This window comes from Methanobrevibacter sp. (assembly GCF_045646045.1).
Taxonomy (GTDB): domain Archaea; phylum Methanobacteriota; class Methanobacteria; order Methanobacteriales; family Methanobacteriaceae; genus Methanocatella.
In genome coordinates this window covers 37,638-61,685 of the sequence record NZ_JAZRJY010000071.1, presented here as the reverse complement: position 1 = coordinate 61,685, position 24,048 = coordinate 37,638, and the positions used below count along the sequence as shown (strand labels likewise).

24 protein-coding genes are annotated in these 24,048 nt (G+C 31.2%); 8 read left to right on the top strand and 16 right to left on the bottom strand.

Features of this window, described 5'->3' with window-relative positions; genetic code table 11:
- Positions 1-93 precede the first annotated feature (93 nt).
- The 4 genes from ACKI5C_RS04645 to ACKI5C_RS04630 all read right to left on the bottom strand — a co-directional run bounded on the left by ACKI5C_RS04645 (position 94) and on the right by ACKI5C_RS04630 (position 2,924).
- Positions 94-498, bottom strand: coding sequence for a cupin domain-containing protein (locus tag ACKI5C_RS04645; protein WP_407432039.1), 405 nt, complete (start codon positions 496-498; stop codon positions 94-96).
- Positions 498-1,007 carry a flavodoxin gene (locus ACKI5C_RS04640; RefSeq protein WP_407432038.1) on the bottom strand — a complete coding sequence of 170 codons (510 nt, stop codon included), beginning with the start codon at positions 1,005-1,007 and terminating at the stop codon, positions 498-500. Before ACKI5C_RS04640 ends, ACKI5C_RS04645 begins: the two co-directional genes overlap by 1 nt.
- Positions 1,008-1,113: 106 nt before the next feature.
- Positions 1,114-2,337: an FprA family A-type flavoprotein gene (locus tag ACKI5C_RS04635; RefSeq protein ID WP_407432037.1), complete on the bottom strand. Its 1,224-nt coding sequence runs from the start codon at positions 2,335-2,337 to the stop codon at positions 1,114-1,116.
- 104 nt (positions 2,338-2,441) lie between these two features.
- On the bottom strand, positions 2,442-2,924 hold the full coding sequence (locus tag ACKI5C_RS04630; protein ID WP_407432036.1) for a hypothetical protein: 483 nt from the start codon (positions 2,922-2,924) through the stop codon (positions 2,442-2,444).
- Between the two features lie 90 nt (positions 2,925-3,014).
- On the opposite strand from ACKI5C_RS04630, the gene ACKI5C_RS04625 reads away from it, so the two are divergent.
- Positions 3,015-3,680, top strand: coding sequence for a histidinol phosphate phosphatase domain-containing protein (locus ACKI5C_RS04625; RefSeq protein ID WP_407432035.1), 666 nt, complete (start codon positions 3,015-3,017; stop codon positions 3,678-3,680).
- Positions 3,677-4,141: a DUF2115 family protein gene (locus ACKI5C_RS04620; RefSeq protein ID WP_407432034.1), complete on the top strand. Its 465-nt coding sequence runs from the start codon at positions 3,677-3,679 to the stop codon at positions 4,139-4,141. The genes ACKI5C_RS04625 and ACKI5C_RS04620 overlap by 4 nt, the downstream gene beginning before the upstream one ends.
- Here the strand turns inward: ACKI5C_RS04620 and ACKI5C_RS04615 are convergent.
- The 6 genes from ACKI5C_RS04615 to ACKI5C_RS04590 all read right to left on the bottom strand — a co-directional run bounded on the left by ACKI5C_RS04615 (position 4,133) and on the right by ACKI5C_RS04590 (position 11,031).
- Positions 4,133-4,801, bottom strand: coding sequence for a 2,5-diamino-6-(ribosylamino)-4(3H)-pyrimidinone 5'-phosphate reductase (locus ACKI5C_RS04615; RefSeq protein WP_407432033.1), 669 nt, complete (start codon positions 4,799-4,801; stop codon positions 4,133-4,135). The two genes, ACKI5C_RS04620 and ACKI5C_RS04615, sit on opposite strands and share 9 nt — an antisense overlap.
- Positions 4,802-4,810: 9 nt before the next feature.
- Positions 4,811-5,824: a multidrug transporter gene (locus ACKI5C_RS04610; RefSeq protein WP_407432032.1), complete on the bottom strand. Its 1,014-nt coding sequence runs from the start codon at positions 5,822-5,824 to the stop codon at positions 4,811-4,813.
- A 170-nt stretch (positions 5,825-5,994) separates the two neighbouring features.
- A complete protein-coding gene (locus ACKI5C_RS04605) occupies positions 5,995-6,459 on the bottom strand; it encodes a hypothetical protein (protein ID WP_407432031.1) in 465 nt (154 codons plus the stop codon).
- Between the two features lie 8 nt (positions 6,460-6,467).
- A complete protein-coding gene (locus ACKI5C_RS04600) occupies positions 6,468-8,045 on the bottom strand; it encodes a DUF530 domain-containing protein (RefSeq protein WP_407432030.1) in 1,578 nt (525 codons plus the stop codon).
- A gap of 11 nt (positions 8,046-8,056) precedes the next feature.
- Complete coding sequence (gene metG, locus ACKI5C_RS04595; RefSeq protein WP_407432029.1) at positions 8,057-10,039, bottom strand: methionine--tRNA ligase; 1,983 nt, start codon at positions 10,037-10,039, stop codon at positions 8,057-8,059.
- A gap of 281 nt (positions 10,040-10,320) precedes the next feature.
- Complete coding sequence (locus ACKI5C_RS04590) at positions 10,321-11,031, bottom strand: class I SAM-dependent DNA methyltransferase (RefSeq protein ID WP_407432028.1); 711 nt, start codon at positions 11,029-11,031, stop codon at positions 10,321-10,323.
- Positions 11,032-11,207: 176 nt separating this feature from the next.
- On the opposite strand from ACKI5C_RS04590, the gene priL reads away from it, so the two are divergent.
- Complete coding sequence (gene priL, locus ACKI5C_RS04585) at positions 11,208-12,536, top strand: DNA primase large subunit PriL (protein ID WP_407432027.1); 1,329 nt, start codon at positions 11,208-11,210, stop codon at positions 12,534-12,536.
- Positions 12,537-12,570: 34 nt separating this feature from the next.
- On the opposite strand, the gene ACKI5C_RS04580 is transcribed toward priL, so the two are convergent.
- Both ACKI5C_RS04580 and ACKI5C_RS04575 read right to left on the bottom strand, forming a co-directional pair.
- Positions 12,571-13,086 carry a hypothetical protein gene (locus tag ACKI5C_RS04580; protein ID WP_407432026.1) on the bottom strand — a complete coding sequence of 172 codons (516 nt, stop codon included), beginning with the start codon at positions 13,084-13,086 and terminating at the stop codon, positions 12,571-12,573.
- 90 nt (positions 13,087-13,176) lie between these two features.
- Positions 13,177-14,583, bottom strand: a complete 1,407-nt coding sequence (locus ACKI5C_RS04575) for a hypothetical protein (RefSeq protein WP_407432025.1) — start codon at positions 14,581-14,583, stop codon at positions 13,177-13,179.
- A 113-nt stretch (positions 14,584-14,696) separates the two neighbouring features.
- Here ACKI5C_RS04575 and priS point away from each other — a divergent pair, with 113 nt between their 5' ends.
- Both priS and ACKI5C_RS04565 read left to right on the top strand, forming a co-directional pair.
- Positions 14,697-15,671: a DNA primase catalytic subunit PriS gene (gene priS / locus ACKI5C_RS04570; protein WP_407432024.1), complete on the top strand. Its 975-nt coding sequence runs from the start codon at positions 14,697-14,699 to the stop codon at positions 15,669-15,671.
- A 1-nt stretch (position 15,672) separates the two neighbouring features.
- Positions 15,673-15,930, top strand: a complete 258-nt coding sequence (locus ACKI5C_RS04565; RefSeq protein WP_407432023.1) for a hypothetical protein — start codon at positions 15,673-15,675, stop codon at positions 15,928-15,930.
- A gap of 83 nt (positions 15,931-16,013) precedes the next feature.
- Here ACKI5C_RS04565 and ACKI5C_RS04560 read toward each other — a convergent pair whose 3' ends face one another.
- The 4 genes from ACKI5C_RS04560 to cofH all read right to left on the bottom strand — a co-directional run bounded on the left by ACKI5C_RS04560 (position 16,014) and on the right by cofH (position 22,093).
- Complete coding sequence (locus ACKI5C_RS04560) at positions 16,014-19,130, bottom strand: hypothetical protein (RefSeq protein ID WP_407432022.1); 3,117 nt, start codon at positions 19,128-19,130, stop codon at positions 16,014-16,016.
- A 277-nt stretch (positions 19,131-19,407) separates the two neighbouring features.
- Positions 19,408-20,256: a tetratricopeptide repeat protein gene (locus ACKI5C_RS04555; protein WP_407432021.1), complete on the bottom strand. Its 849-nt coding sequence runs from the start codon at positions 20,254-20,256 to the stop codon at positions 19,408-19,410.
- 65 nt (positions 20,257-20,321) lie between these two features.
- Entirely contained in the window at positions 20,322-20,891 is a 570-nt protein-coding gene (locus tag ACKI5C_RS04550) for a thymidylate kinase (RefSeq protein WP_407432020.1), read from the bottom strand.
- Positions 20,892-20,971: 80 nt separating this feature from the next.
- Positions 20,972-22,093 carry a 5-amino-6-(D-ribitylamino)uracil--L-tyrosine 4-hydroxyphenyl transferase CofH gene (gene cofH, locus ACKI5C_RS04545; protein ID WP_407432019.1) on the bottom strand — a complete coding sequence of 374 codons (1,122 nt, stop codon included), beginning with the start codon at positions 22,091-22,093 and terminating at the stop codon, positions 20,972-20,974.
- 103 nt (positions 22,094-22,196) lie between these two features.
- On the opposite strand from cofH, the gene comD reads away from it, so the two are divergent.
- The 3 genes from comD (at position 22,197) to ACKI5C_RS04530 (ending at position 23,996) form a co-directional block, all read left to right on the top strand.
- Entirely contained in the window at positions 22,197-22,688 is a 492-nt protein-coding gene (comD, locus tag ACKI5C_RS04540; protein WP_407432018.1) for a sulfopyruvate decarboxylase subunit alpha, read from the top strand.
- Between the two features lie 4 nt (positions 22,689-22,692).
- Positions 22,693-23,226 (top strand): sulfopyruvate decarboxylase subunit beta, encoded by a 534-nt coding sequence (gene comE / locus ACKI5C_RS04535; protein ID WP_407432017.1) that lies wholly within the window; start codon positions 22,693-22,695, stop codon positions 23,224-23,226.
- Between the two features lie 194 nt (positions 23,227-23,420).
- A complete protein-coding gene (locus tag ACKI5C_RS04530; RefSeq protein ID WP_407432016.1) occupies positions 23,421-23,996 on the top strand; it encodes a helix-turn-helix domain-containing protein in 576 nt (191 codons plus the stop codon).
- Positions 23,997-24,048: the final 52 nt, after the last annotated feature.

The window sequence follows — 24,048 nt, the reverse complement described above, 5'->3', positions numbered from 1 at the left end:
GTTTTCTATACTGAAGAATCCAGTAATATGTGCCGGTATAAAAACAGAAGTACTCATAATAAAAAATATGGTGGTGATTAATAATAAATTTGTTCATTCCAATGCATCATATTCCTCATCGGAAACTTCTTCACACCATTCGTTTTTAGGATTAATACCTGGAACTTCAATAGCAATATGTGTAAATTCACAGTCTTTGCTTGCTCCATGCCAATGCTTTACATTCGGAGGAATTGATACGACATCACCTGGCTTTAATTTTTGAGCAGATTTGCCTTCTTCCTGATACCATCCTTCACCTTTAGTTACAAGCAAAATTTGACCGCCATTTTCATCTGCATGATGTATATGCCAGTTATTTCTACAACCCGGTTCAAAAGTGACATTAGCAACCATCACTTCACCGACTTGAGCCAAAATATTTAGATAGCTATCCCCAATGAAAAATTCACCAAAAGGATTTGCTTCTCCTTTTCCAAAAAGAATCTCTTCAGACATTATTCAGCCACCCAATGAGCCACACTATCTCTTGCATCATAAACGTTTGCACCGGGAATTGATAAACCTTTTTTGATTTCTGCACCTTCACAGAGTTTATCCAAATCCCTTTGAGAAGAGCCGAATCCTGATCCTTCATGGGTAACGAAAGGCTTTACTATTTTTCCTGTGAAATCCAATTGTTCCAGTTGAGTCCACATCGGCATCGGTAGGGTTCCCCACCAGTTCGGAAAACCAATGAAAATTGTGTCATATTCACTGATATCAGTCAATGCATTTTTAATTTCAGGACGTGCATCATCGTTTTGTTCCTTTTGAGCGACATCAATACATTTCATATAATCTGCAGGATATTCAACAAGCGGTTCCACTTTGAATAAATCTGCTGAGATTTCATCCTGAATGTATTCAGCTATAACTTCAGTATTTCCTTTTTCAATATTTTTCAATTCTCCACCAAAATAGTTTTCACCTGCACGGGAAAAATAAATCACTAGACTTTTTGACATTTTTACACCTACAATCTGTTAAGGATATTTTTGAAATAATTAATATATAAATGTTGCGATACACAACAATTAGCTGTTGAAAAAAAATAATAAAGAATAAAAGAAATTATTCTTTAATTGATTTAGCCAATTCAACACCTTTGTTGAATGCTTCTTCTAAAACATCTTCATCAGGAACAAAGGTAACATCTAATGTGTCAGTAACATTAAATCCGGAAGCTTCTAATTCCTCTTGGAGTTTTTTAACAGCTCCTCCACCCCAACCTTTTGATGAAAAGATTAAAGCGTTTTTAATACTGGTAGTTCCTGCAAAGTTTACACAGTCAAGCCAGTACATCATATTCCCGATACGCGGGAAAGGCTTATTCATCATTGTTGGAGCACCTAATGCAATAGCTTTACTGTCTAAAATATCTGTAATGACATCATCAGGGCCATCTTCCTGCATAAAGTACATTCTGACTTCAACACCTTCACTAATTATACCTTCAGCAATTTGGAAAGCTAATTTTTCAGTTGAGTGGTGCATAGTATCATAGATAACAGTGATTTTATCCTTACATACGCCAGAAGCCCATTCGGAATATTTCTCAACAATAGGGGCAGGGTTTGTCCAGATTTGTCCGTGACATGGTGCAATCATTTTAATCTCATTAACTAAACCTGTGTCAGTTAATTCCTGCAATTTCATTCTAAGCATTGGAGAGCCTAAAGTTACAAGATTAGCATAGTATTTTCTTGCTTCTTTAAGCAAATAGCTCAATGAATAATCGCTGTCAAACCTTTTGGAATGACATACATGTTGACCGAATGCATCATTTGAGAATAAAATTCCATCCTCAGCCAGGAAAGTAAACATACTGTCGGGCCAGTGCAACATCGGTGCAGAAATAAATTTAAGAGTTCTTCCACCAATATCTATTTCATCCCCAGTTTGAACCGCATTTATTTCCAAATCTCCAAAATTGTGATATTGTTGTTCTAAAAATTTGATACAATTAGAGGATGCATAGATTTCAGCTTCAGGATTATATTTTTCAATAGTATCTCTCAAGTAAGTTGAATGATCCATTTCAGAATGGTTTTGTACAAAAACATCAATTTTAATATCTTTTCCTTCTTGTGCAAATGCATCTTCAATTCTAGCATCTAATTGATTTTGAAGACCAACATATGTATTATCTATTAATACTGTCTTTTCTTCCCCAAATACCAAATATGCATTATATGTGGTTCCTGGAATGCCGTATCCATGGAAAGTTCTGCTGTTCCAATGAAGAACACCAACCCAGTAAACACCTTCAGCAATTTTTGCAGCTTTAGCTTTCATAATAAATATCTCCTAAAAAATTTCAGTTAATAAAAAGTATATCTTTATTTCTATATAAAATTAAGTTTAAAAAAAAAGGAAAAAAAATAAATTTAAAATTAAATTTATTTAGCTAGCATTATTTTATCAACAATACTTTCAGCGGCACTTGAAAGGTCGCCTTTAGCGAAACCATCATCTGAGTCAAAGTTGTTATCTATTGCAATAACAGAAACGTTTTTATCAGTTAATAAATATGCAATTGCATATCCTTTGTCTTTGGAATAAGTATCTGCAGTATAAGTGTAATGTCCGTTTAAACCTGTACCTTTGACATCTTTTGTACCATTGATGGTGTCATTGAATTTGAAACCTTGGCCGGATAAATAGGATTTTACTGCATCTTTACCAACAATGCTGGAAGATACAATAATTTCTTTTTTATCATTTTGCAAAACAACACTAGTATCGTTAGTTTCTTTTACTTTGAAATCATTAGGGATGTCAAAATTAAAAGACCCAACATGTGCACTTTCAGCATAAACAGCTGCTGCGCCTGCAGCAATTAAGAAAAATGCTATCAAAGCGACGAAAGTTTTATTTTTCATATTTTTTCTCCATAATTTTTATAGGAAATAATTAAATATTTCCTAATCATTAATATATAGATAAAAAATATATAAATATAGGTGTTTTAAATGAACAAAAGAATAGATTTACACATGCATAGTTTATTCAGTGATGGGGAATTACTACCATCCGAACTTGCAAGAAGAGCATTGAAATTAAATCATGAAGCAATCGCGATTACAGATCATGTTGACTATTATAATATTGAAGAAATTCCAAAAATACAATCCGCAATAGATGACATTAATTCAAAATGGGATATAACTGTTATTTTAGGTGCTGAAGTAACCCATGTGCCAACAGAGTCAATTGACGGAATAGCTAAAAGAGCAAAAGAATTAGGTGCAAAAATAGTAGTTGTACATGGTGAAACATTGAATGAACCAGTAACTCCAGGTACAAATTTGGCAGCAGTTAAATCAAAATATGTCGACATATTAGGCCATCCCGGATTGATTACCCGTGAAGAAGCCGAACTTGCACTTAAAAACGATATTTATCTTGAAATTAGTGCACGTAACGGACACTGCTTTGGAAACGGTCATGTTGCAAATATTGCCCGTGAAGTGGGAAACAAGCTACTGGTGGATACGGATACCCATTCACCGGACAATCTGATAACCTTTGAAAAATCATATGAAATCGCACGTGGAGCAGGTTTAACTGATGAAGAAGCTATGAAAGCTCTTGTGGATAATCCTCGTGAATTATTGAAAAGTAAAGGAATATTATGAAAGCATCAGTTCTTTTAAATATTATAAAAACCGAATTGAAAGACTATCCAATAGAATACTTAAGAAATAAAGTAACTGACGATAGATATAAAGACCCCTTAGTTAAAAAACTGGCCAAATACAATTCTGAAACCTATGATGAAATCTATTCTTTAGAAATAAGTGATGATTTTGATATTAAAGATAGTGTCATCAACAAAATGAAAGGTGACATTAACTATTACTTTGACACCTATGCCGGAGGAGATATTGAAGCTCGCGAATTTACCAAATATTTATCTCTTTATCTAGCATTGATTGTAAAAAAACCCCTTCATCCATTTAGTGATGATAAAAAAGATGATGTTTATAAATTAGATGATTCTTATTACTGTAAAGTAAGAATGAAAGCAATACATGACAAAAGGTCTCTTTGCAGATACTGCGTTTGTCAAAATGTAGGATATATGGGATTATTTTAGAACTTTATAAGTTAAAATCAAATCCTTTCCTAATTTAAATGAATCCGTTAACTCCAGGTTAACTCCCTCATCCATTGAATCAAAACCTTCACCATCAAACAGCGTTTTTGCATTTACACCGCCAACCACTTTCGGTGCAATACATATTCTTATCTCATCAATAAGGCCTGCTTCAATCATTGCAAAGTTTAGTGTAGCTCCGCCCTCCAGCATTAAAGTTTCAATTCCTTCATCTGCCAGATGAGCCATCAATGAAGTTAAATCAACTCTTGTATCTCCACTGAAGAAAAATTCTACGCCTCTCTGTTTAAAGACATTGCATCTGTCGCTGACCAAAAAATCATATTTGAACTCATTAGCTCCAGCAATAATTGTTCTGGCATCTTTATTTGTTATGCGAGCTGCAACTGGAGTTCTGCATTTACTGTCAACCACTACACGAACAGGATTGTCTTCAGGATTGGCATCAACCTTGTGAACAGTTAATCTCGGATCATCAGCCAGCACCGTTCCGATTCCAACCATTATCGCATCGACATTCTTTCTTAGTTCATGGACTCTCTTCAAGTCCTCTTCACCTGAAATATTTGAACTGTTTTTTGCAGTAACTATTTTGCCGTCAAGAGTCATGGCAGCATTTAAAATAACATAAGGTTTCATTAAATCACCTCATATATGATAAAACATCTCTTTAATTTGAAGGAAGTTTGCTAATGTCTGATTACCTATTACGCCAGGCATTGTTAATGCAACAAATATACCTAAAAGACCGAATAATAAACCGATAGACCAGATTATATAAACGGCCTGTTTTTCTGTAACCGGTTTTCTTATAACCCATCTGATTAATGATTTAAAACCTGAATTCGGCCTTATTAACTTACCTTCATCATCAACCTGAGTTGGTTTGAACTGCTGGCGTTCCATAACTCCTGCACTGTAAAATTTCAAAGCAGCATCAATGATATTCGGCATTAAAACAATCAGTGCAATTAATTTAACCCTACCAATGAAAGCAATGGAAACAATTGTAGCACCAATGATTAATGTACCGGTATCTCCTGGGAAAATTTGAGCGGGATATTTGTTATAATATAAAAATGAAATTAGAGCACCCAGCATACTCATACTGATGATTGTTACGTCATATTTTCCTAAAATAATACAGGCAATAGTTAAGGATGCAAGTGATATGATACCCAAACCTGATTCAATACCATTTAAACCTGCAAGCATATTTGTCAAATTGGATCCGATGGAAATAGCTATTGGAATGGAAATTAAATATAGAATTCCCACATTATCCGGAGCAACCCATATTAAAGGAAGACCTGCTAAGAACAACAATAAAAGTTTTTCTTTTGAAGATAAAACCAACAGGTCATCAACAATACCTATAATACCTACAAGTAAAATAACAAGAAGCACAATACTTAATGAAAATGTAAGAATATCGTGCATATAGATACCGGAAAACATTCCAATAATAAAACCGAAAAGAATTCCGAATCCACCCATTTCAGCAACAATAGGTTTCCAAGACTTATGTAAATCCTTACCTACAATATCTGCTTTTTCCAACTTTCTAATAATTCTGGGCATTGACAAATGAGTTACTAAAAAAGCAAGCAACCCACATATTATCGCTATAACATATAATGGTAGTTGAGGTAATAAAATCATAATAATCACTTACTTAATTATATATTTATTACAAGTTAAAAAAATAATTTGCGATTATTCAAACTAAAAAATCAGCATTTACCTAATTATAATCATTTAATGTTAAATTGAGGCGACAGTATTATTTCATAAGATAACTGCATTAATCAGTTTCTAAAAGCAATATATCATTACTTATTATTTAGAATATAGTATACACTTCTAACCGGAATGTTTAACTTTTCGGAAATTTCCTTCGGTTTTAGACCAGACTCCTTTAGTGATTTAACTTCATCATAATCATGTTTTTTAGTATTGGTATCTAATTTGGTTTTATTTCTTCTAAGCAAATAGTAAACCCTATTAACAGTTATATCCAATATTTCTGCAATTTCACTGGCCTTATATCCTTCACTTGCAAGTTTCAATAACTCATCTTCATAATCACAGGGTTTTCTGGAAGCTCCCCAGTGATATTCTTTTGTAACTTCAATATCCAACTGCTCTAAAGCGTTTATATAATTGTCAGACAATCTGTTATAGACACTTGGTGAGCAGGTTATTTTTTCAAGGTCAGGATATTTATCAAGCAAATTCATAATGTCTATTGAAGATAATGTCTCCGTAATATGAATTGTTGTAACATTTTCATCCATAACTAACACTACTTTTTAATTAAATCAAGGAATTTTTTAGATTTATCCGTTTTAGGATTTTTAATACTTTCAATATTTTTAATTTCCTTTTTGATTTTAGATTCATTAACATACAATGAATTGCTAATCTTTTCCATGTCAATGTCACTGTTTAAATACAGATGAGCAGCACCCAATGCAGGATGATTAAATTTAACATTTGAATTCTTCATCTGCTTTTCAAATTTGAATTTTTCATACAATATTAAATCCTTTTCCTCCACATCAAGAATTTTAATATCAGTGAATTGACTTAAAATGTCTGTAACTTTCGGAAATCTTTTGGAAAACACTTTTCTTTGTTGGCGGTCAAGTTCAACACGAATATATGGGAATGGACCTGTTGTAAGTTTACGATTTGAAACGGATGTCGTTAAAAAATATCTGAAAATATCCCAACTGATTAATGCAGGAGCTATATTTTCAAAAATTGTTCTCTCAATTGCATCTCGAGTCTTTAAATCCCTTTTAAGTGAACGATTAAGTTCATTATGACGATTTAAATAATTGAGCTCCCTTAATTTCTCATTGATTTTATTTTCTCTCCACCTTTCAATTTCCGCTGTGTCAAATGCATCTATGAAATTTGGAGTATAATTGTTGTATTTATGAAATATCTCATCATAATTATTTATTCTTTTAAAATCAGTTAATTTTCTTTTAAATATGTCGTCTCGAATAGTGAGGATAATATTTTCAGCGTGTCGAACGTATCCCAAAGCTAAAGATATTCTAGCATGCTTGTCATCTATAATGGCAGGTTTTGTCCTATGGAATTCCAATTTCTCAATTCTTACATCTTTCCCATAGGTTTTTCTGAGTTCTTCTTCATAATTATCAACAAATTCAGAATCAAAAGTAGTTCTTTTCCTTAACCAGCGATTATTGCTGTCCTTATATCTGAATAATGTTGAGATAGTTTTAACATGTCCTGTACGTTCCTGTTTAAGTGCATTGATAACTTTCTTAAATGAACTTCTCCCATATTTTGAAAGATCTGACATCAATACAAGATAATTACCTGACAGAGGCAAATATGGAATTATTTCAATCCTATATGTATTTTGCCTATTGATTTTAAATGAAAATGATTCGGATTTGCAGCTGCATTTCCCGTTTGATTGGATATAATCAGAAATTGAATATTTTTTATAACATGAATCACATTTCAAATATCCAAACTGGTTTAAATGGCCTAATGCAATTTGGTGTGAATCAATAGCTGATTTAACCCTGTCCAGAATATTTTTCTTGGCATTTGCCTTATTTCTAAACATCCTGTTGTGACGGCTATTTTCACCCATTTCATCAAGAGAAACTTCGCCAATGACCTTATTTCCATATTTATTAAGTGATGCGAATGGAGAACCGTATCCCTGTATCTCCATGTCACGTCTAAGTTCTTTTAAAGTTTTTAATCTGTCATCCAGCTTAAGGTAGAGATTTTTGAAATTGTCAAACTCATAGATATTATCCAAACTAATATCATCAGCAGCAATTTCCTTTAAGTATTTCTCAGCCTTAATTACCAGGACAGATTCATCCATATTAATCAAATTTATTGAATTTGTTCACCTATTTCACAGTCATCTGGTGAAAGCAATGCTCCGCTTTCTCCAGTTGCAAGAAGCATTCCTTCAGATAATGTTCCGAACAATTTAGCCGGTTTTAAATTAACTAAAACAGCAACTTTTCTGTCAATTAATTCTTCAGGTGAGTAAAATTTTGCAAGTCCTGCAACAATCTGCCTGGTTTCATCACCGATATCAACCTGTAATTTTAATAATTTGTCAGATTTTTCTATTTTTTCAGCTTCTTTAATTTGACCTATTCTAATATCAACTTTGTCAAAGTAATCAATATCTATAATATCACTCATATTATCATCCTCATTATTTTTTAAGTTTTCCTGTAGTTTTTCTTTTTGAAGAGTGATTACATCATCTTCAATTTTTTTGAATAATGGTTTAGCTTTAGCGATTTCATAACCTTCAGGCAAAACAACCTTAGCATCTTCCCATTTTTCTACATTATCCAATTTCAATATTTCAGCTATTTCATCAGCTTTACCCGGTAAGAACGGTTTCAATACTACTGCTAAAGCTTTAGCTAACTGATTTGATAAATATAATGTATTAGCAGCCTTTTGCATATCTTCTTTTACTGCTTTCCAAGGTTCCTGATCGTTGAAATACTTATTTCCTATTTTAGCTACTTTAAATATTTCAAGCAAAGCTTCCCTGAATTCATAAGCAGAAATGAATTCACCTACAGTATCAGGTAATTTCTTAATTTCAGCTTCAAATGCCAAATCTTCGCTGGATGGATTTTTATATTCGGGCACTTTGCCGTCAAAGAACTTATTGGTAAATGTAAATGTTCTGTGAAGCAGGTTTCCAATAACATCAGCCAACTCATCATTGTTTCTTCTTTGGAAATCATCCCATGAAAAGTCAGAGTCCTTATTTAAAGGAGCATTGATTGTTAAATAATATCTAAGTAAATCAGGATCAAAATCCTTTACAAAATCATCTATCCAGATAACCCAGTTCTTACTGGTAGACATCTTTTCTCCTTCAAGAGATAAGAATTCACCTGCATAAATCATATCCGGCTTTTTACATCCGTAAGCAGTGAGTAAACCCGGCCAGAATATTGAATGATGGTAAATAATATCCTTTCCAATGAAATGGACAACATAATCATCCCAGTAGTCTTCCCATTTGATGCCTGTTTTTCTTGACCATTGGGCGGCTGAGGAAATATAACCTAAAAATGCTTCAATCCAAACATACAAGACTTTTCCTTTAGCTTCATCCAAAGGAACTGGAATTCCCCAATCCATATCTCTAGTTAAAACCCAATCATTCAGGCCTTCTTTAAGCCAGTTGGATGCATAATTTTTAACGTTAGCAGGCAAATTATCATTATTATTAATATAAGACTTCAATTCATCTTCAAAATCAGATAATTTAAAAGCATACTGATAAGTATCTTTAATAACAGGCGTATTGCCACAAGTCAAACATTTCGGTTCATCAAGTTCAGTCGGATCTAATGCTCTTCCACATTTCTCACAATGGTCTCCACGAGCCTCACTACCGCAGGCAGGACATAAACCTTCAACATAACGGTCAGGCAAGAATTTCTTACAATTCTCACAGTATAGCTGCTGAATATCAAGCCTATAGATTAAACCTTTATCATACAAATCTTTAAAGAAATTCTGAGCGATTTCATAATGAAGTTTATCAGTAGTTCTGGTAAAATTATCCAAAGAAATATTCATGGATTCCACATCACGAACAATCATGTCATGATATCTTTTAGAAATCTCAATAGGCTTTTTATGTTCTTTATCTGCCTTAACAGCAATTGGAGTTCCATGTTCATCAGTAGCACAAACCATCAACACGTCATTTCCAATCATACGATTATACCTTGCATAAATATCCGCAGGCAAATATGTAGAACGGATATGACCCAAATGACACGGACCGTTTGCATAAGGAAGTGCACATGAAATAAATATTTTAGTCATTAATTTTTCTCCTAAATTTTTTAAGCATTAATATGTATATTATTCATACTTTATATAGTATTATTTTTTTAAGATTATCCCAAAACAAAAATTAAAATAAGGAACATTGACTAATGAACAAAAAAACATTAATTGCAATAAATATTAAAAATCTTTGATATGAAAAATGAGGTCGAGGTATTCAAGAAAATATATGATAAAAATAAATTTAAGCAGGATAAATTTAAAAATAAAAGATTAATATGGCTATTTTGAGCAAAATAATTGAAAAAAATATCGAATTAACTTATTTTTCTAGCAACAAAATTAAATTTAGCCATCCTATTTTCATCAAAGAAATATTGTGCACATACTTCTAGTACAAAACCTGTATCATTTAAAAGTCCAATTATCTCATCAACGCTGTAATCTCTTTCATTAATATCGTCTGACCATATAAATTCATCATTTTCATAATATTCTACTTTATAATTAACGATTTTACCTTTCTTTGATGGAGAATAAACAAGTTTTTTAGAACCCTCTGAAAACTTCTCACGTCTTTTAAAACTAACTTGATTAAAATTAGATATATCAAAAATGAATAAACCATCTTTTCTTAAAAGATTATTGGCATTTTGAAAAGATTTTTTTAAATCATCAATTTCAATAATATGATTTAAAGCATCATCAGTCGAAGTAATAAAATCATATTTTTCATCATCTTTATAATCTATAATATTACAATGAACAAATTCAATGTCAGGATAATTTTTTAAAGCAATTTCCAACATTTCCTCAGATAAATCCACACCTTTTGATTCAATCCCATTTTCCATCAAAAAATTACATAATGATCCAGTTCCACAACATAAATCTAAATTTTTCTTAAAAGATTCATTAGGATGCATTATTTCAAAATATCTCAACATGGATTTTCCAAATATAATAGAATGGGTACTAACATTACATTCATCATAAATTGCTGAAAAATATTTATATAAATCAACCATTTTTAATACACCATTTAATTTATTTAATAATAAACCTATAATCATCGTAATATTTTATTTTATACTATATTTAAATTTTAGTATTCAATACAAACTCCAAAAAAATTACAATATAAATGAAATATTGCTTTTAGAAATAAGTTAATTATTTAATATACGAAACTAAAATTAAAATCATGGCAGAAATTTCATATATAAACCCATTGTCAAATGAAGGTCGTGAAATTATAAAGAAATATGGGGATTTAAATCAGCTTGAAAAAGAAGATGAATACCTGATTGAAGAGGTAACACATACGAACAACCAAAAAATCTCAGACGACACAATAATACCGAAGTCCTACAAAGATTTGGCATTTAAAAGGATGCAGTGGGCTATTGAGAAAAAGAATAATAAAAACTATAACCAAAATGAATTTGAATACCTGTTAAATGAAGCTATTTTTAAACAGGACGTTGTAATATTTCATGTACTCTGCCAAGCTATTGCAATACAGTTTAATCCAGGTTCAAGAGAAGCAAGATTGTTTATTGAATCACAAGGATTACTAATTCAAGAGAGATTAGCCAAATTAACTCCCACCATGAGAGAAGAAATAATAGATGAAATCTTAGATGAAATAAAGACAGATGGTGCAATTAAATGGAGTTCTCTAAAAGATGTAATATCTACAAAAAAACTTAAATTAAGTGAATTGCTCATACAGGATGGAGCGATAATCCTCCAGCAGGATGAATTTTTAAACAATTATGCAGAACAGTTCACAGACAGAAGTCCTGACAGAATGTACAATATTCTGGTTGGAGACAGTGTTAAGGAATTAATTTTATCACGTTTAATAATGCAGAAAACAGAAGAATATATTTTAAGAATTAAAGAGATGTCTGCAAGAGTTGAAATGCATCCTGAAATAATCAAATTATCCGAAGAGCTGAAAGAATTCATTCCAGAAGAAATAAGTAAATATAATCAGTATTATGCAGGCAGCGGTGGAATTTATGGAACTGTACAAGCAGGAAAACTAAATCCTGATGCATTCCCACCATGCATACAAAATACAGTAAATGGAGTATCTTCAGGAGGACGTAACGATGCAATTGTGCTTTTATTAACATCATTTGCATCATATGCAAGATTATATCCAAGAATATTTGCATCAGATGAAACAATAAAGGTGTCCGATGTAGATCCTGATTTAAGCATAACCCAAAATGAAATATTGCCATTGATATTTGATGCTGCAGACAACTGTACACCACCATTATTTGAAGACCAGCCTCAGGAAAAGGTAAATATCATATCTAAGCTAGGTTTTGGAATGCACAGTGAAATAGACATTAACCATGAAGGAGAAACAACATGGTACACACCAATGAGCTGTGAAAAAATAAAAATACACCTGCCACAGCTGTGTAAACCTGACGGCTCCTGTAAAGGAATTAATAATCCCCTATCATGTTACGGACGTAAAAAATTCCAATTGGATAAACAAGCAAAAGAATAAATTAATATTATTCAAAAAAACCACCATCATAAATTTACATACTGCTTTGATTAAATTTAAATGGATTGTGGTTTTCATCTGTTTTATCATAGTATTTATTTAAAATAGCGGATTCCCACATGTTATAGTTCTGTTGATCATTAGTGGAAAACCTGTAAGCCAGTATTCCAATATTGCGTGATTCTTCATCAATGCCATTTTCTTCACAAAAAATACTAACCATATCAGGTGCGAATTCAGATGGCTCATCTTCCATAAACTCCAAAAACTCCCCATATTCTGTTTTTGAAAATAATTCCTCTGGCTCGATTGGATAATCACTGGATTTTATAGTATACAATTCAATATACATCATTGACTGGAAAGGCATTTGATTGTGTTCTATTGATATGCCCCTGACTTCTCCAGTTTCTAAATCAAGGATAGTATGGCCTGTTTTTTGGGTTGGAAACCAGTTATCATATGCAGGCTTTACAATATCTTCAGGTGTCAGTCCAGACAATATGGTTTTTAAATGCTCAACACCTATTACTTCATAAATTTCTTCCATATTATTATTTTATAAAAGTAAATATAAATAGAATTCGATGCATCTTTAACTAATTGAAATTTAAAAAAAAGAAAAAAAGGTTAAAATTAATTAACCAAAAATTGAAGATACAGTTACTTTATTTGAAGTAACAGCACCAATTTCATCATACCTTGAAGTAATGATGTATTCGCCAGGCCATAAGTTAATATTTAATGTAGCAATACCAAAAAGGTCAGTAGTACGATTATACATAACACCATTGATATTAAATGTAATTACCCTATTTATTAAAGCATCCCCGCGACCATTAACCAATTTAACAGTAAATGGTGTTAAATCTAAAAATGCTTTAGTTAAATCAGATGCAATAAGGACAGGTAAAACTTTAATATTATTAGAAACTTTATATCCATTAAATTCAGCAGTTACAATATAATCTCCAGGGCTTAAGTTAATATTTAATGTTACATAACCGTTTTCATCACTAGTTCTAGTATAGAACACACCATGGATATTGAACAATGCAGTAACACCTGCTCCAACAGGATTTCCCTGATCATCGAAAAGTCTTATGGAATATTGTGATTCATTTTTGAAATATTTAGTCAAATCCCTATTTTCAGCAATTAAACCGTATACCTGAATCATATTAGAACGCATTTCATTTGTTACAGGATTAGTAGCAGTTATAGTATAAGTTCCAGAATTTAAATTAATATTTAATTTTGCAACACCAGATGCATTAGTTTTTCTTGTATATTCAACACCATTAATATTAAACTTAACATCAGTATTTTTTAATGGATTTCCTTGACCATCAATAAATTTGGCATAGTATTGGGTTGCATTTTTATAGTATTTAATTACGTCTTTTGCTTCAATAGTTGATTTAATGGTTACTGTAGCCGTTTGGAATATTACTAAACTTCTGGCCATGACATCATAAACACCAGGGTTTAGATTAAGAGCAATAGATGCTTTACCCGCACTACTTGTATTAACTTTATATTCAACATCATTGACATAAAAGTGAATAGTTACATTTTCAACAGGTTGATCAAGTATAGTATATGTTGCTTCAAGTCTTTCAGGACCATGATAATATTTTGTGACATTAGGAAGAGTCAAATCAGCAAGATCTGAAGGATTAACATCAGAAATATTCAATCTAGACAAAACAATTTTAGATAAAACATCAGTAATATTCAAATTAGACAAATCAACTTTAGACAAAGCATCTGAAATATTCAAATTAGACAAATCAATATCATTTATATCACTACTGGAAATATTCAAATCAGAACAATCACCATCATCAATATATGATTGCATGTTTATGTCAGACACATAAGACAAATTATTATCATCTAAATCATTTCCATCATCATTAGCCAAAGCTATTGAGTCCCCAGTTTCATCACTAATTGTTTGGTTCACATCAGCACTTGCAGATACTGATGAAACAGAAACAATTAATAATATCAGACAAATAATAAATAAAAAATTCTTTTTCATAATCTTACCTTCATTTATTTGACTAATATATAATTAATAAATTCTTTATATAAATAATTTAAAAAATCACACTTTACTAAATAATAAATACTTTGATAAAAATAATTCATATTATGTTTTCAAAAGCTACCCTTAAGGAAAGGCGCCTATATTATCGTGAGGAATGGAGTGAAAAAGACCTTCCTGAATTCATTAGAGATGGAATCAAAAAGCGTGAGTTTGGTTTTGACCATAATGGCAGAGGTCCCAATGACAGATATAAAACTTTCAGAGGAACAGAGTCTTTGCGAAAATTCCTTAGATATAAAGCACCTTTTGCAGCTTATATTTCAGTAGCTTTTTATAATAATCCCCGAAGACGGGAAGACTGGCAAAAGGCCGAATACATTTTTGATGTTGATGCAAAAGATATTCCAATCAGGTCATGCAATTGTGACGGTGTTTGTGAAATTTGCTTAGGTGAAGCTCTAGAAATTGTCAATTCATTAATTGATACCTTAGATGGTGATTTGGGGCTTGATAACATTCATTTAATATATTCAGGTAGAGGATATCACATTAGGATTCTTGATGATGAAATGATGCTGGCCAACAGTGAACTCAGATCTGAAGTATTGAAATATGTTGCAGGAGCTGATGTTCCAAAATCACAATTCATTAATACTGATATCTCAAACAAAGCTTTTAATTTTGAGCATTTTTCAATTCCTATTGGTTATTCTAAGATTTTTACTGATAAAATGAAATACAATGTTCAGCATTTAACCGGACAAGAAGAAATCGATGGAATTAATCCTAAATTAATGAAAGACATTCTTAAAGCCAGACATCATTTAGAAAATGATGAATGGGGCTATTTCAAAAGAGATATTGGTCCCAGAAGATATAAAAATTTAGTAGAAGCCATGGCCCGTGTTAATCTTGCAACCATTGATGCTAAAGTTTCCATTGATTTGAAAAGGATTTTAAGACTTCCTTCATCCCTTCATTCAAAAGTAAGTATGAAATGTATGGAAGTTAAAAACAGAGAAACCTTTGATCCTTTCGATGATGCTGTTCCAAAATTTGTTTATGAAAGAAGTGATTAGTATGGATAATGTTTTAAGACAGATTTTACGTGAAAATCAGTTTTTTGAAGAGATGAATGAAAATAGATTTGTTCCAGAATATTTAGGATTAATCGTTAATGGAGTTGTTATTTATAATGTTAACTGGGTTGATATTGTAGATAAGGAACTTGTTTTAATGAATAAAGATATCCAAACTCATCCCATTGCTTCATTAATGCTGGAAAATCTCAATTCACTAATGATTATTACTGACAGCGGCATAAAAGAAATATTATAGAATTAAAAAAAAATAGTTTTAGACAGACCATTTATCGGATTTTAAACTAAAATTCCAACTCTCAAATCTGTCCAATCTTAATATTATTCTACAACATCTAAGAATTCAGGGTTATCTGAAACAATCAACCATCTGGAATCAAAGGACTCGAACTTGTAAAAAGCTGAGCAATCTTTTATGAATGAAAATAATGATGCGGTTTCATTAGCATTATTATGATTAGTAATTATTGCATCAATTAACAACTTGAAAACAGATTCTTTAAAAAAGAAAACAGAACCATCCAACATACGATTACCATCAAATATTCCTTCAAATACCAAATCATTAATTTCATCATTGAAATAAACGATATTACCTTTCAACATCATATTATTTTTAAACAACCCATAAATAGCTGATTTAATTACTTTTCCATTTGCTTGAATTGCTCCACAATCACCATATGCACCATTATCCATCATTGTTATGTTCATAGTTGAATTAATTATATCCTTATTAAAGTAGAGAACAGCTAAATTTGATACAGTATTGTTTTTATATAAACCAGTGATTGTAGAATTTATTACATTGCCGTTAAAGTAAATGATACTTGCGGACATAGTATTTTCAAAGGTTCCGTTAATAATGGATTTGATAACTTCACCATTAATATATAATGCTCCACCATATGATAGAGAATTGAATTTACTGGAAAAGATACTATCAATAGTAGAATTAACTAAACTACCGTCAATATAAATTCCATTACCATATGCATAATTTACAATGTTACCTATGAATGAGGCTTTGATAACTGAATTGATAACATTACCATTAAATGATATTGCACCACCATTACTATCACATCTTCCATTTATAAAAGTTAAACCGGTAATATTAATACTATCCACGTTAACATTAAATATCCTGCCTTTAAATTCAGCATCAAATATTATATCACCACTAGTCCAGTTTAAAATGTTTAGATGTTTATTAATATCTATATTAATGTTATTTTCACCGGAATAATTTCCCGGTGCAATATGTATAAATCCACCATCATCAACATTATCAAGAGCTTTTTTAAATGAAGAAAACGGATTATTTGCAGAACCGTCACCTTTAATATCATTGCCTTCAGCAGAACTAACATATACATCATCAAATACAAAATTATGGAATGTATATGTGAAAGTATATTTATCCCAATTAGCAATTAAAGTACCGTTACCAGCACTTATTGCAGAGTATGTGAAATTTTCATATAAAGATACATTAGTTTTATCCAAATTAGCATTGACTGATGATATAGAAATATTATTTAATATATTTTCAATTGGAATAATGAAATCTCCATCAAAATCCTTGACTTCTTTTGAAGAAGAATCATAAGCGGAAAACTTTAAGTGTGTTGTAAAATTTTGAACTGCTCCATCAGGAATATCTGCATCTAAAAACAGCCACTGTTTAACATCCCACAATTTGGAGTTCATATAATTATCCCTTGTACTGCCGAACCAATTATTAACTGTTTTTACGGAATTCGCACTAGCATAATAGTTAAAATGACTATAAAAACTAGCAAACTCATCTAGAATAACAGAATTTAATATAGTGACTCTGTCATCACCCATACCCATAATAAATGCAGAAGTAAACCCATTCATTGAATAAAATGCACGGTTATTTTTCATGAAAATTCCGGTAATATTAACATCATAAATATGTTGCTCTGCTTTAAATAAATAAAGTTTATAGTTATTGTTAACTGCATAACATTTTATATTAGAATTAACCATGGAATCTTGAGAATGAATTAAACAGCCTTTAAAATCATCTCCAGTATTATTATAAAAAGCACAATCAAAATTAACACCATTAAAACCATTCACAAAATTAATGATACCCTTTCCTACACCAACATTATTTATGAAAGTAGCATTGATAAAACTATCTTTAAGGCAATTATTGAAATTTAAAATACTGGAAACTCCATTTTTAAAAGTCAAACCTGATATACTGCATGAGTCCACATAAAACTGAAACAATGAATTATTACCTTCGCCGTCAAAAATCACATCACCAGAAGTCCAATTAATAAAACTCAATTTTTTGTAAATACTTAAATTAGTATTGTTAATTCCAGTATATACACCGGGAGCTATAAGAATAAGACCACCCTCGTTTGCAACATCAATTGCTTCTTTTAATGTTTTAAATGGTGCATTGACTGATCCATCACCTGAAGCAAATATGCTGCCATTAACATAATAACATGCTTGAGGAATTATACTTGAATAAAATTTAACTGAATTACTTTTTCCATTATATGCTCTATCAACAGGATTCAAGGAAATAAAATTAGAAAATGTGAATGTAGAATTATCATAATGATTTTCATCAAAGACAACAGAAGTGTCAATTCCTACAATTTTATTACCATTTAAAAAACCTTTAATATCAACATTATATATTTCTTCCATTTTAAAGAAATTATTCCAAATAGTATTATCAAAAGCATTACAGGTTATATGGGAATTTTTAAAGGAACCGGCCCATGCATAGATAAGTGAACCTCCGTATATTCCACCAGTATTATTAATAAAAGTACAATCAAAATTAACACGGTCAATATCACAATTAGAAGTAATAACACCACAGAATGACATTACATTATTAATAAATGTTGCATTAATGAAACTATTTTTAAGACCATTTTCAAAAAGCAAAAGACCACCAGGTAAAATACGATCATGCATTGAATTAAAGCCAATTCCATTTTTAAAGGTCAAACCGGATATATTGAAAGAATCAACGGAAAATCTGAACATTGAATTTTTACCTTCACCATCAAAAATTACATCTCCGTTTTTCCAGTTTATCAGATTTAACTTTTTATCTATATCTAAATTAACATTATTTTCTCCTTTATACACACCTGGCGCTATATAAATCGTGTCACCATCCTGTGCATTATCAATTGCCTCTTTCAATGTTTTATAAGTATGATCAGACCCATTATCTGAAACAGACATATTTCCATCAACATACCAATAATTAACGCTTGAATCTAAACATCCATCATCCACATTACATACAAATAAATCTACATTTTCATTAACCAGTAGATCACTGTTTATTTCTTCAGCATTAACTGCAGAAATAGCGGAAATGGCAAAAATGAAAATGAATAAAATTATTCCATACCTAATATTCAATATATCACCATGAAAATTTTTATCATTATGAAATCTTATTAAGTATCTAATCAAATATAAATATTTTAGCAAGCAAATACTTGCTTACATATTAACAAAAAGCAACAAAATCTTTGATTAAAAAAATAAATGTTAAAATAAGTTTATATTATATATAAAAGAAAAATTGTAGAATTGAAATAGGAAGACCACTTCTCTATTCCAATTCATTTTTAAAAGGAGAGATGAAAAAAACAAGGTAGAATTGGGAATCGAACCCAACAAAGAATTTCTACCATTATTTTAATTTTTCTATCATCAGCAGTAATTCAGGATTTAAATTGAATGCTTCACTGAAGCATTCCTGTGCATGTTCAAACATTTTTAACTTATTGTACAGCATACCTTTCATCAAGTATGGAAACGGATCATATGGATTTAATTTGATAGCCTTGTTGACAAATTCAAAAGCTTCTTCTTTTCGCCCCAGTTCCAATAATGCCTGAGCCTTTAAAAGTATAATCTGTAATGTTCCATCATCTTTTAAATTAATGATTCTTTCACAGACTTCCTTTAATTTTTCTTTATCTTCCAAATCTTCATAAACAATGGTTAATGTTGCAAAAACATCCAAATTTGTCGGATCCAACTCAATTACTTTTTCAGCATATTCCAGAGCTTCATCTATCCGGTCCAATTGAATACAGCAAAATATTAGATTGGTATAATCTTCAATATCCGCCTTTTCAATTTCAATCAACTGTTGTATATATCCATAGCATTTTTCATGTTCCTGCCTAATATATGAACCGTAAGACAAATGTTTAAGGATTATATCATTTTCAGGATCCAATTCCAGAGTTTTTACAAGATATTCATCTGCCTTTTCTTCATCATCCAAATGCATATAACATGTTGCAATAACAGTATAAGCTTTGATTTTTTCATTTTTTGAACAATCTTTAACATATACTTTCAGGGTTGTAATAGCTTGGGAGTATTTTTTAAGTTCTATTAATGCATTCGCTTTTCTAAAAAGTAGTGATGAGGCTTTTTCAGGATTTTTTAAAATTATTTCATCAATTAATTTTATTGCCTCTTCATAATTTTTTTCTTCTTCGTAATGGTCAAGTAATTCTTCGCACATATATTAATATTATATTTTTATTATATATATAAGTTGTGTTTAAAGTATTAAAAAAATAATAATAATTAGTCACATTGGATACATTTATTTATAATCTGCTGATTGATTTCTTCAATAGACTGATTTCCATCAATAACATTCCAGTTATACGTGAATTTTTTGGAATTTGCCCTATTCTTAGTCAGGGATTCCAAATTTTCAAACATTTCGAGTTCGTCATCCCTCGAACCTATTCTTCTTAAGGATTCTTCAGGAGTAACATCTAAAAAGAACATTGTATCTGAGGTTGGAAGTACAGCGCAAACAATCTTATAAGTAATTGTATTTACAACACTAGGAAGATACATCACCGCCAAAATATATCTTGAAAAAATTAAAACATCTATACTATCATCATGAGAGTATTTGCGAACAGATCTGATTGCATCCAGACCAAAATAAATAGTAGCTTTTATATGATTGAATTTACCTGTTTTGTGAAGTGCCTGTCGGGATTTACGACCATATTTATTATCATCACATGGATGAGAACGTACAACAACATTTTTTCCATTATTTCTGTAATATTGTGCAAGTAAATCTATTTGTGTATCCTTTCCAGACCCATCAAGTCCGTCAATTACTATGAATTTCATGTTATGTCACTGTAAATTAAATTATTGATGATGTAAATTAATACATCATAAGATAAACTACTTTTATTTTTAGAGCTTTGTTAATATTTGACAGGATAAAATTCGGTATATTTGGAGTTTCTCTCAAGTGGGTTTCTTCCAAGATTTTTAACCATGTTTACTAAAGTTTCGATTGAAGCATCAACACCATCAGGAGCACCAGATGCTTCTGACAATTCGTCTCCGCCTAAAGTACCACCCAAATCATTGGCACCTGCAGTAAGAGCAACCTGAGCAAATCTGAAACCCATTTTTACCCAGGAAACTTGAATATTTGGAATTATATCTCTCAGCATTAATCTGGAAACAGCATATAACTTTAAATCTTCAGTACCTGTAGCACCCAGGTTTTTCTGACCCTCCAAATATATTGGAGAATATTCGTGCATAAATGTCATTGGAATAAACTCGGTAAATCCATGGGTTTCCTCCTGCAAGCGGCGGATAATGTCAATATGCTCAACACGTTCTTCCAATGTTTCTACATGTCCATACATAATAGTAGCAGAACCGGGAATACCAGCTTCATGAGCAGTTCTAACAGCATCAATCCATTCACTCACGCTAACCTTTTCAGGACAGACTATTTCACGTGCACGATCTGTTAAAATTTCAGCTGCAGTTCCTGGCAAAGTATCAAGCCCCGCAGATTTCAATCTATCACAGGCTTCAGCCATGTCAATACCTGATGCGATAGCTGCATCATTAATCATAGTCGGTGAAAAACCATGAATCATGACATTTGGAAACTCACCCTTGAGCAAATGCAATAAATGCTCATAATATTCAACATCTGCATCCGGATGTACACCACCCATTAAAGTAAATTCATGGGCACCATTATCAACAGCCCCTCGAGCCTTGGCTAAAATAGCTTCATCATCCAAAATATATGCATCGGGATCGTCTGCATCCTTTCCAAAAGCACAAAATCGACATCTAACAGTACAAATGTTAGTGAAATTAATATTACAGTTGTTAATGAATGTAACATCATCACCAGTAATTTGGTTCCTTAAATAGTCAGCAGTAGCCATTAAAGGATAAAAATCAGCCCCTTTAATATTCATCAAATAATTTGCCTCTTCAACAGAAATTTCTTCATCAAGAGATTTAGTCAAAATTTTTTCTGTTTTTGAAGAAACAGGTAGTTTATCAAACATAAATATAAATAAGTAAATAATTTAATATATATGTTACTATCTAACATTAATTAGGAAAATAAAGTAAACAAATTATGTTAAATTTAAATAAAAAGATGATAACATGGATAGTACAGAAGCTATATATAATGGGCTAAAAGATGCGGGAATTGACTTTATAGTAAGTGTTCCCTGCGTTAACTTATCTAGATTATTAGAAATGATTGATGAAGATGAAACTATCATTCATGTGCCTGTAACAAGAGAAGAAGAAGGAATTGGATTATGTGCCGGAGCTTACCTCGGAGGTAAAAAAACCGCAATACTTATGCAGAATTCAGGTCTTGGAAACTCAATTAATGCTTTAAAATCATTGACAGAACTATATAAATTTCCTCTTTTGATGGTAATGAGCCATAGAGGAACTGAAGGAGAAAACATTTGTGGACAAGTTCCAATGGGTGAATCAACACCATTAATTTTAAAAGCAATGAATTTTAATTTCTTTAAACCAGGAAGTCCCGAAGCAGCATATGAAGATATAAGAGAATCCTGGGAATTAAGTTTAAAAGAAGGAAAACCTGTTTCAGTATTATTGGAAATCAAATATTGGTGATAAAATGAAAAGAAGAGATGCTATTGAAAAAATAATTGGATTAATTGATTATGAATTAATTGTCTGCAATATCGGATTTCCTTCAAGAGAGCTATATGACATTTATGACAGAGAGGAAAACTTCTATATGATTGGATCAATGGGGCTTGCTTCATCAATTGGTCTTGGATTAGCTTTATCAAAACCAAATAGAGATGTTGTCGTTATTGATGGAGATGGAGCACTGCTTATGAACATGGGTTCACTTGTAACCATCAATGCATGCAAACCAAGAAATTTAACTTGGATTGTGATTAATAATGGAGCATACGGTTCAACAGGCAACCAGGAAACCTATGCAAAAGATTTAAATCTATCAGAAATTGCTTCAAGTGTTGGTCTAAAAAGCTATAAATTCGAAGATATTGATTTAAAAGAAATAATAAAAGATGACGAATGTAATTTTATAGAATTTAACTGTAAGCCTGGTAATTCCAAAGCACCAATTATTGAAATGACTCCTGAATTTATAAAAGAAAGGTTTATGAAAGTTATTTAAACCGAATTTAATGCAAGGAAATATATTCGAAAGAGCTTTTTTAAATAGACAATTACAACAAAATAAGCAAAAAAAACAACTGACTTTAAGACAGCCCTATTCATTTTAATTTTACAAAGTATTATATAAATTAAAAAATATACTATACTTATACTAAAAATTTTAGTATTTTATAAAAGTAAAAAAGTGATATAATGGAAAAAAATGAAGAATTTGCTTCTAAAATGAAAAGTATTAGAGAAAGACAAGATATGACTATTGAAGAACTATCAGAAGCTAGTGGCGTTAAACTAGAAGTTTTAAAAGCTATGGAAAATGGAGAAGTTATTCCATCCCTTACACCATTAACCAAAATGGCTAGAGCACTTGGAGTCAGACTTGGAACATTTTTAGATGACACACCACAAATTGGACCTGTTGTTACTAGAGGTGGAAAAACAGATCATGCATTATATTTCTCAGGTAGAGAAGATGTTACAAATGCAACTAATTTAGAATACCACTCATTAGGTGCAGGTAAAATTGACAGAAACATAGACCCATTCATAATTGAAATTGAATATGAAGAAGGCGAAAAAGAATTATCTTCACATGAAGGAGAAGAATTTATTTACGTATTGGAAGGAGAAATTGAAGTTATCTATGGAAAAGACACTTTTGTAATCAATGAAGGCGACACTATTTTCTATGATTCTGTAGTTCCGCACCATTTGCATGCAACCGGGAAAAAGAATTCAAAAATATTAGCAGTATTATACACACCATATTAAAATTAAAAGGCGTGGGATCAAAATGTTTAAAATAAAAAGGAATAATGAAATT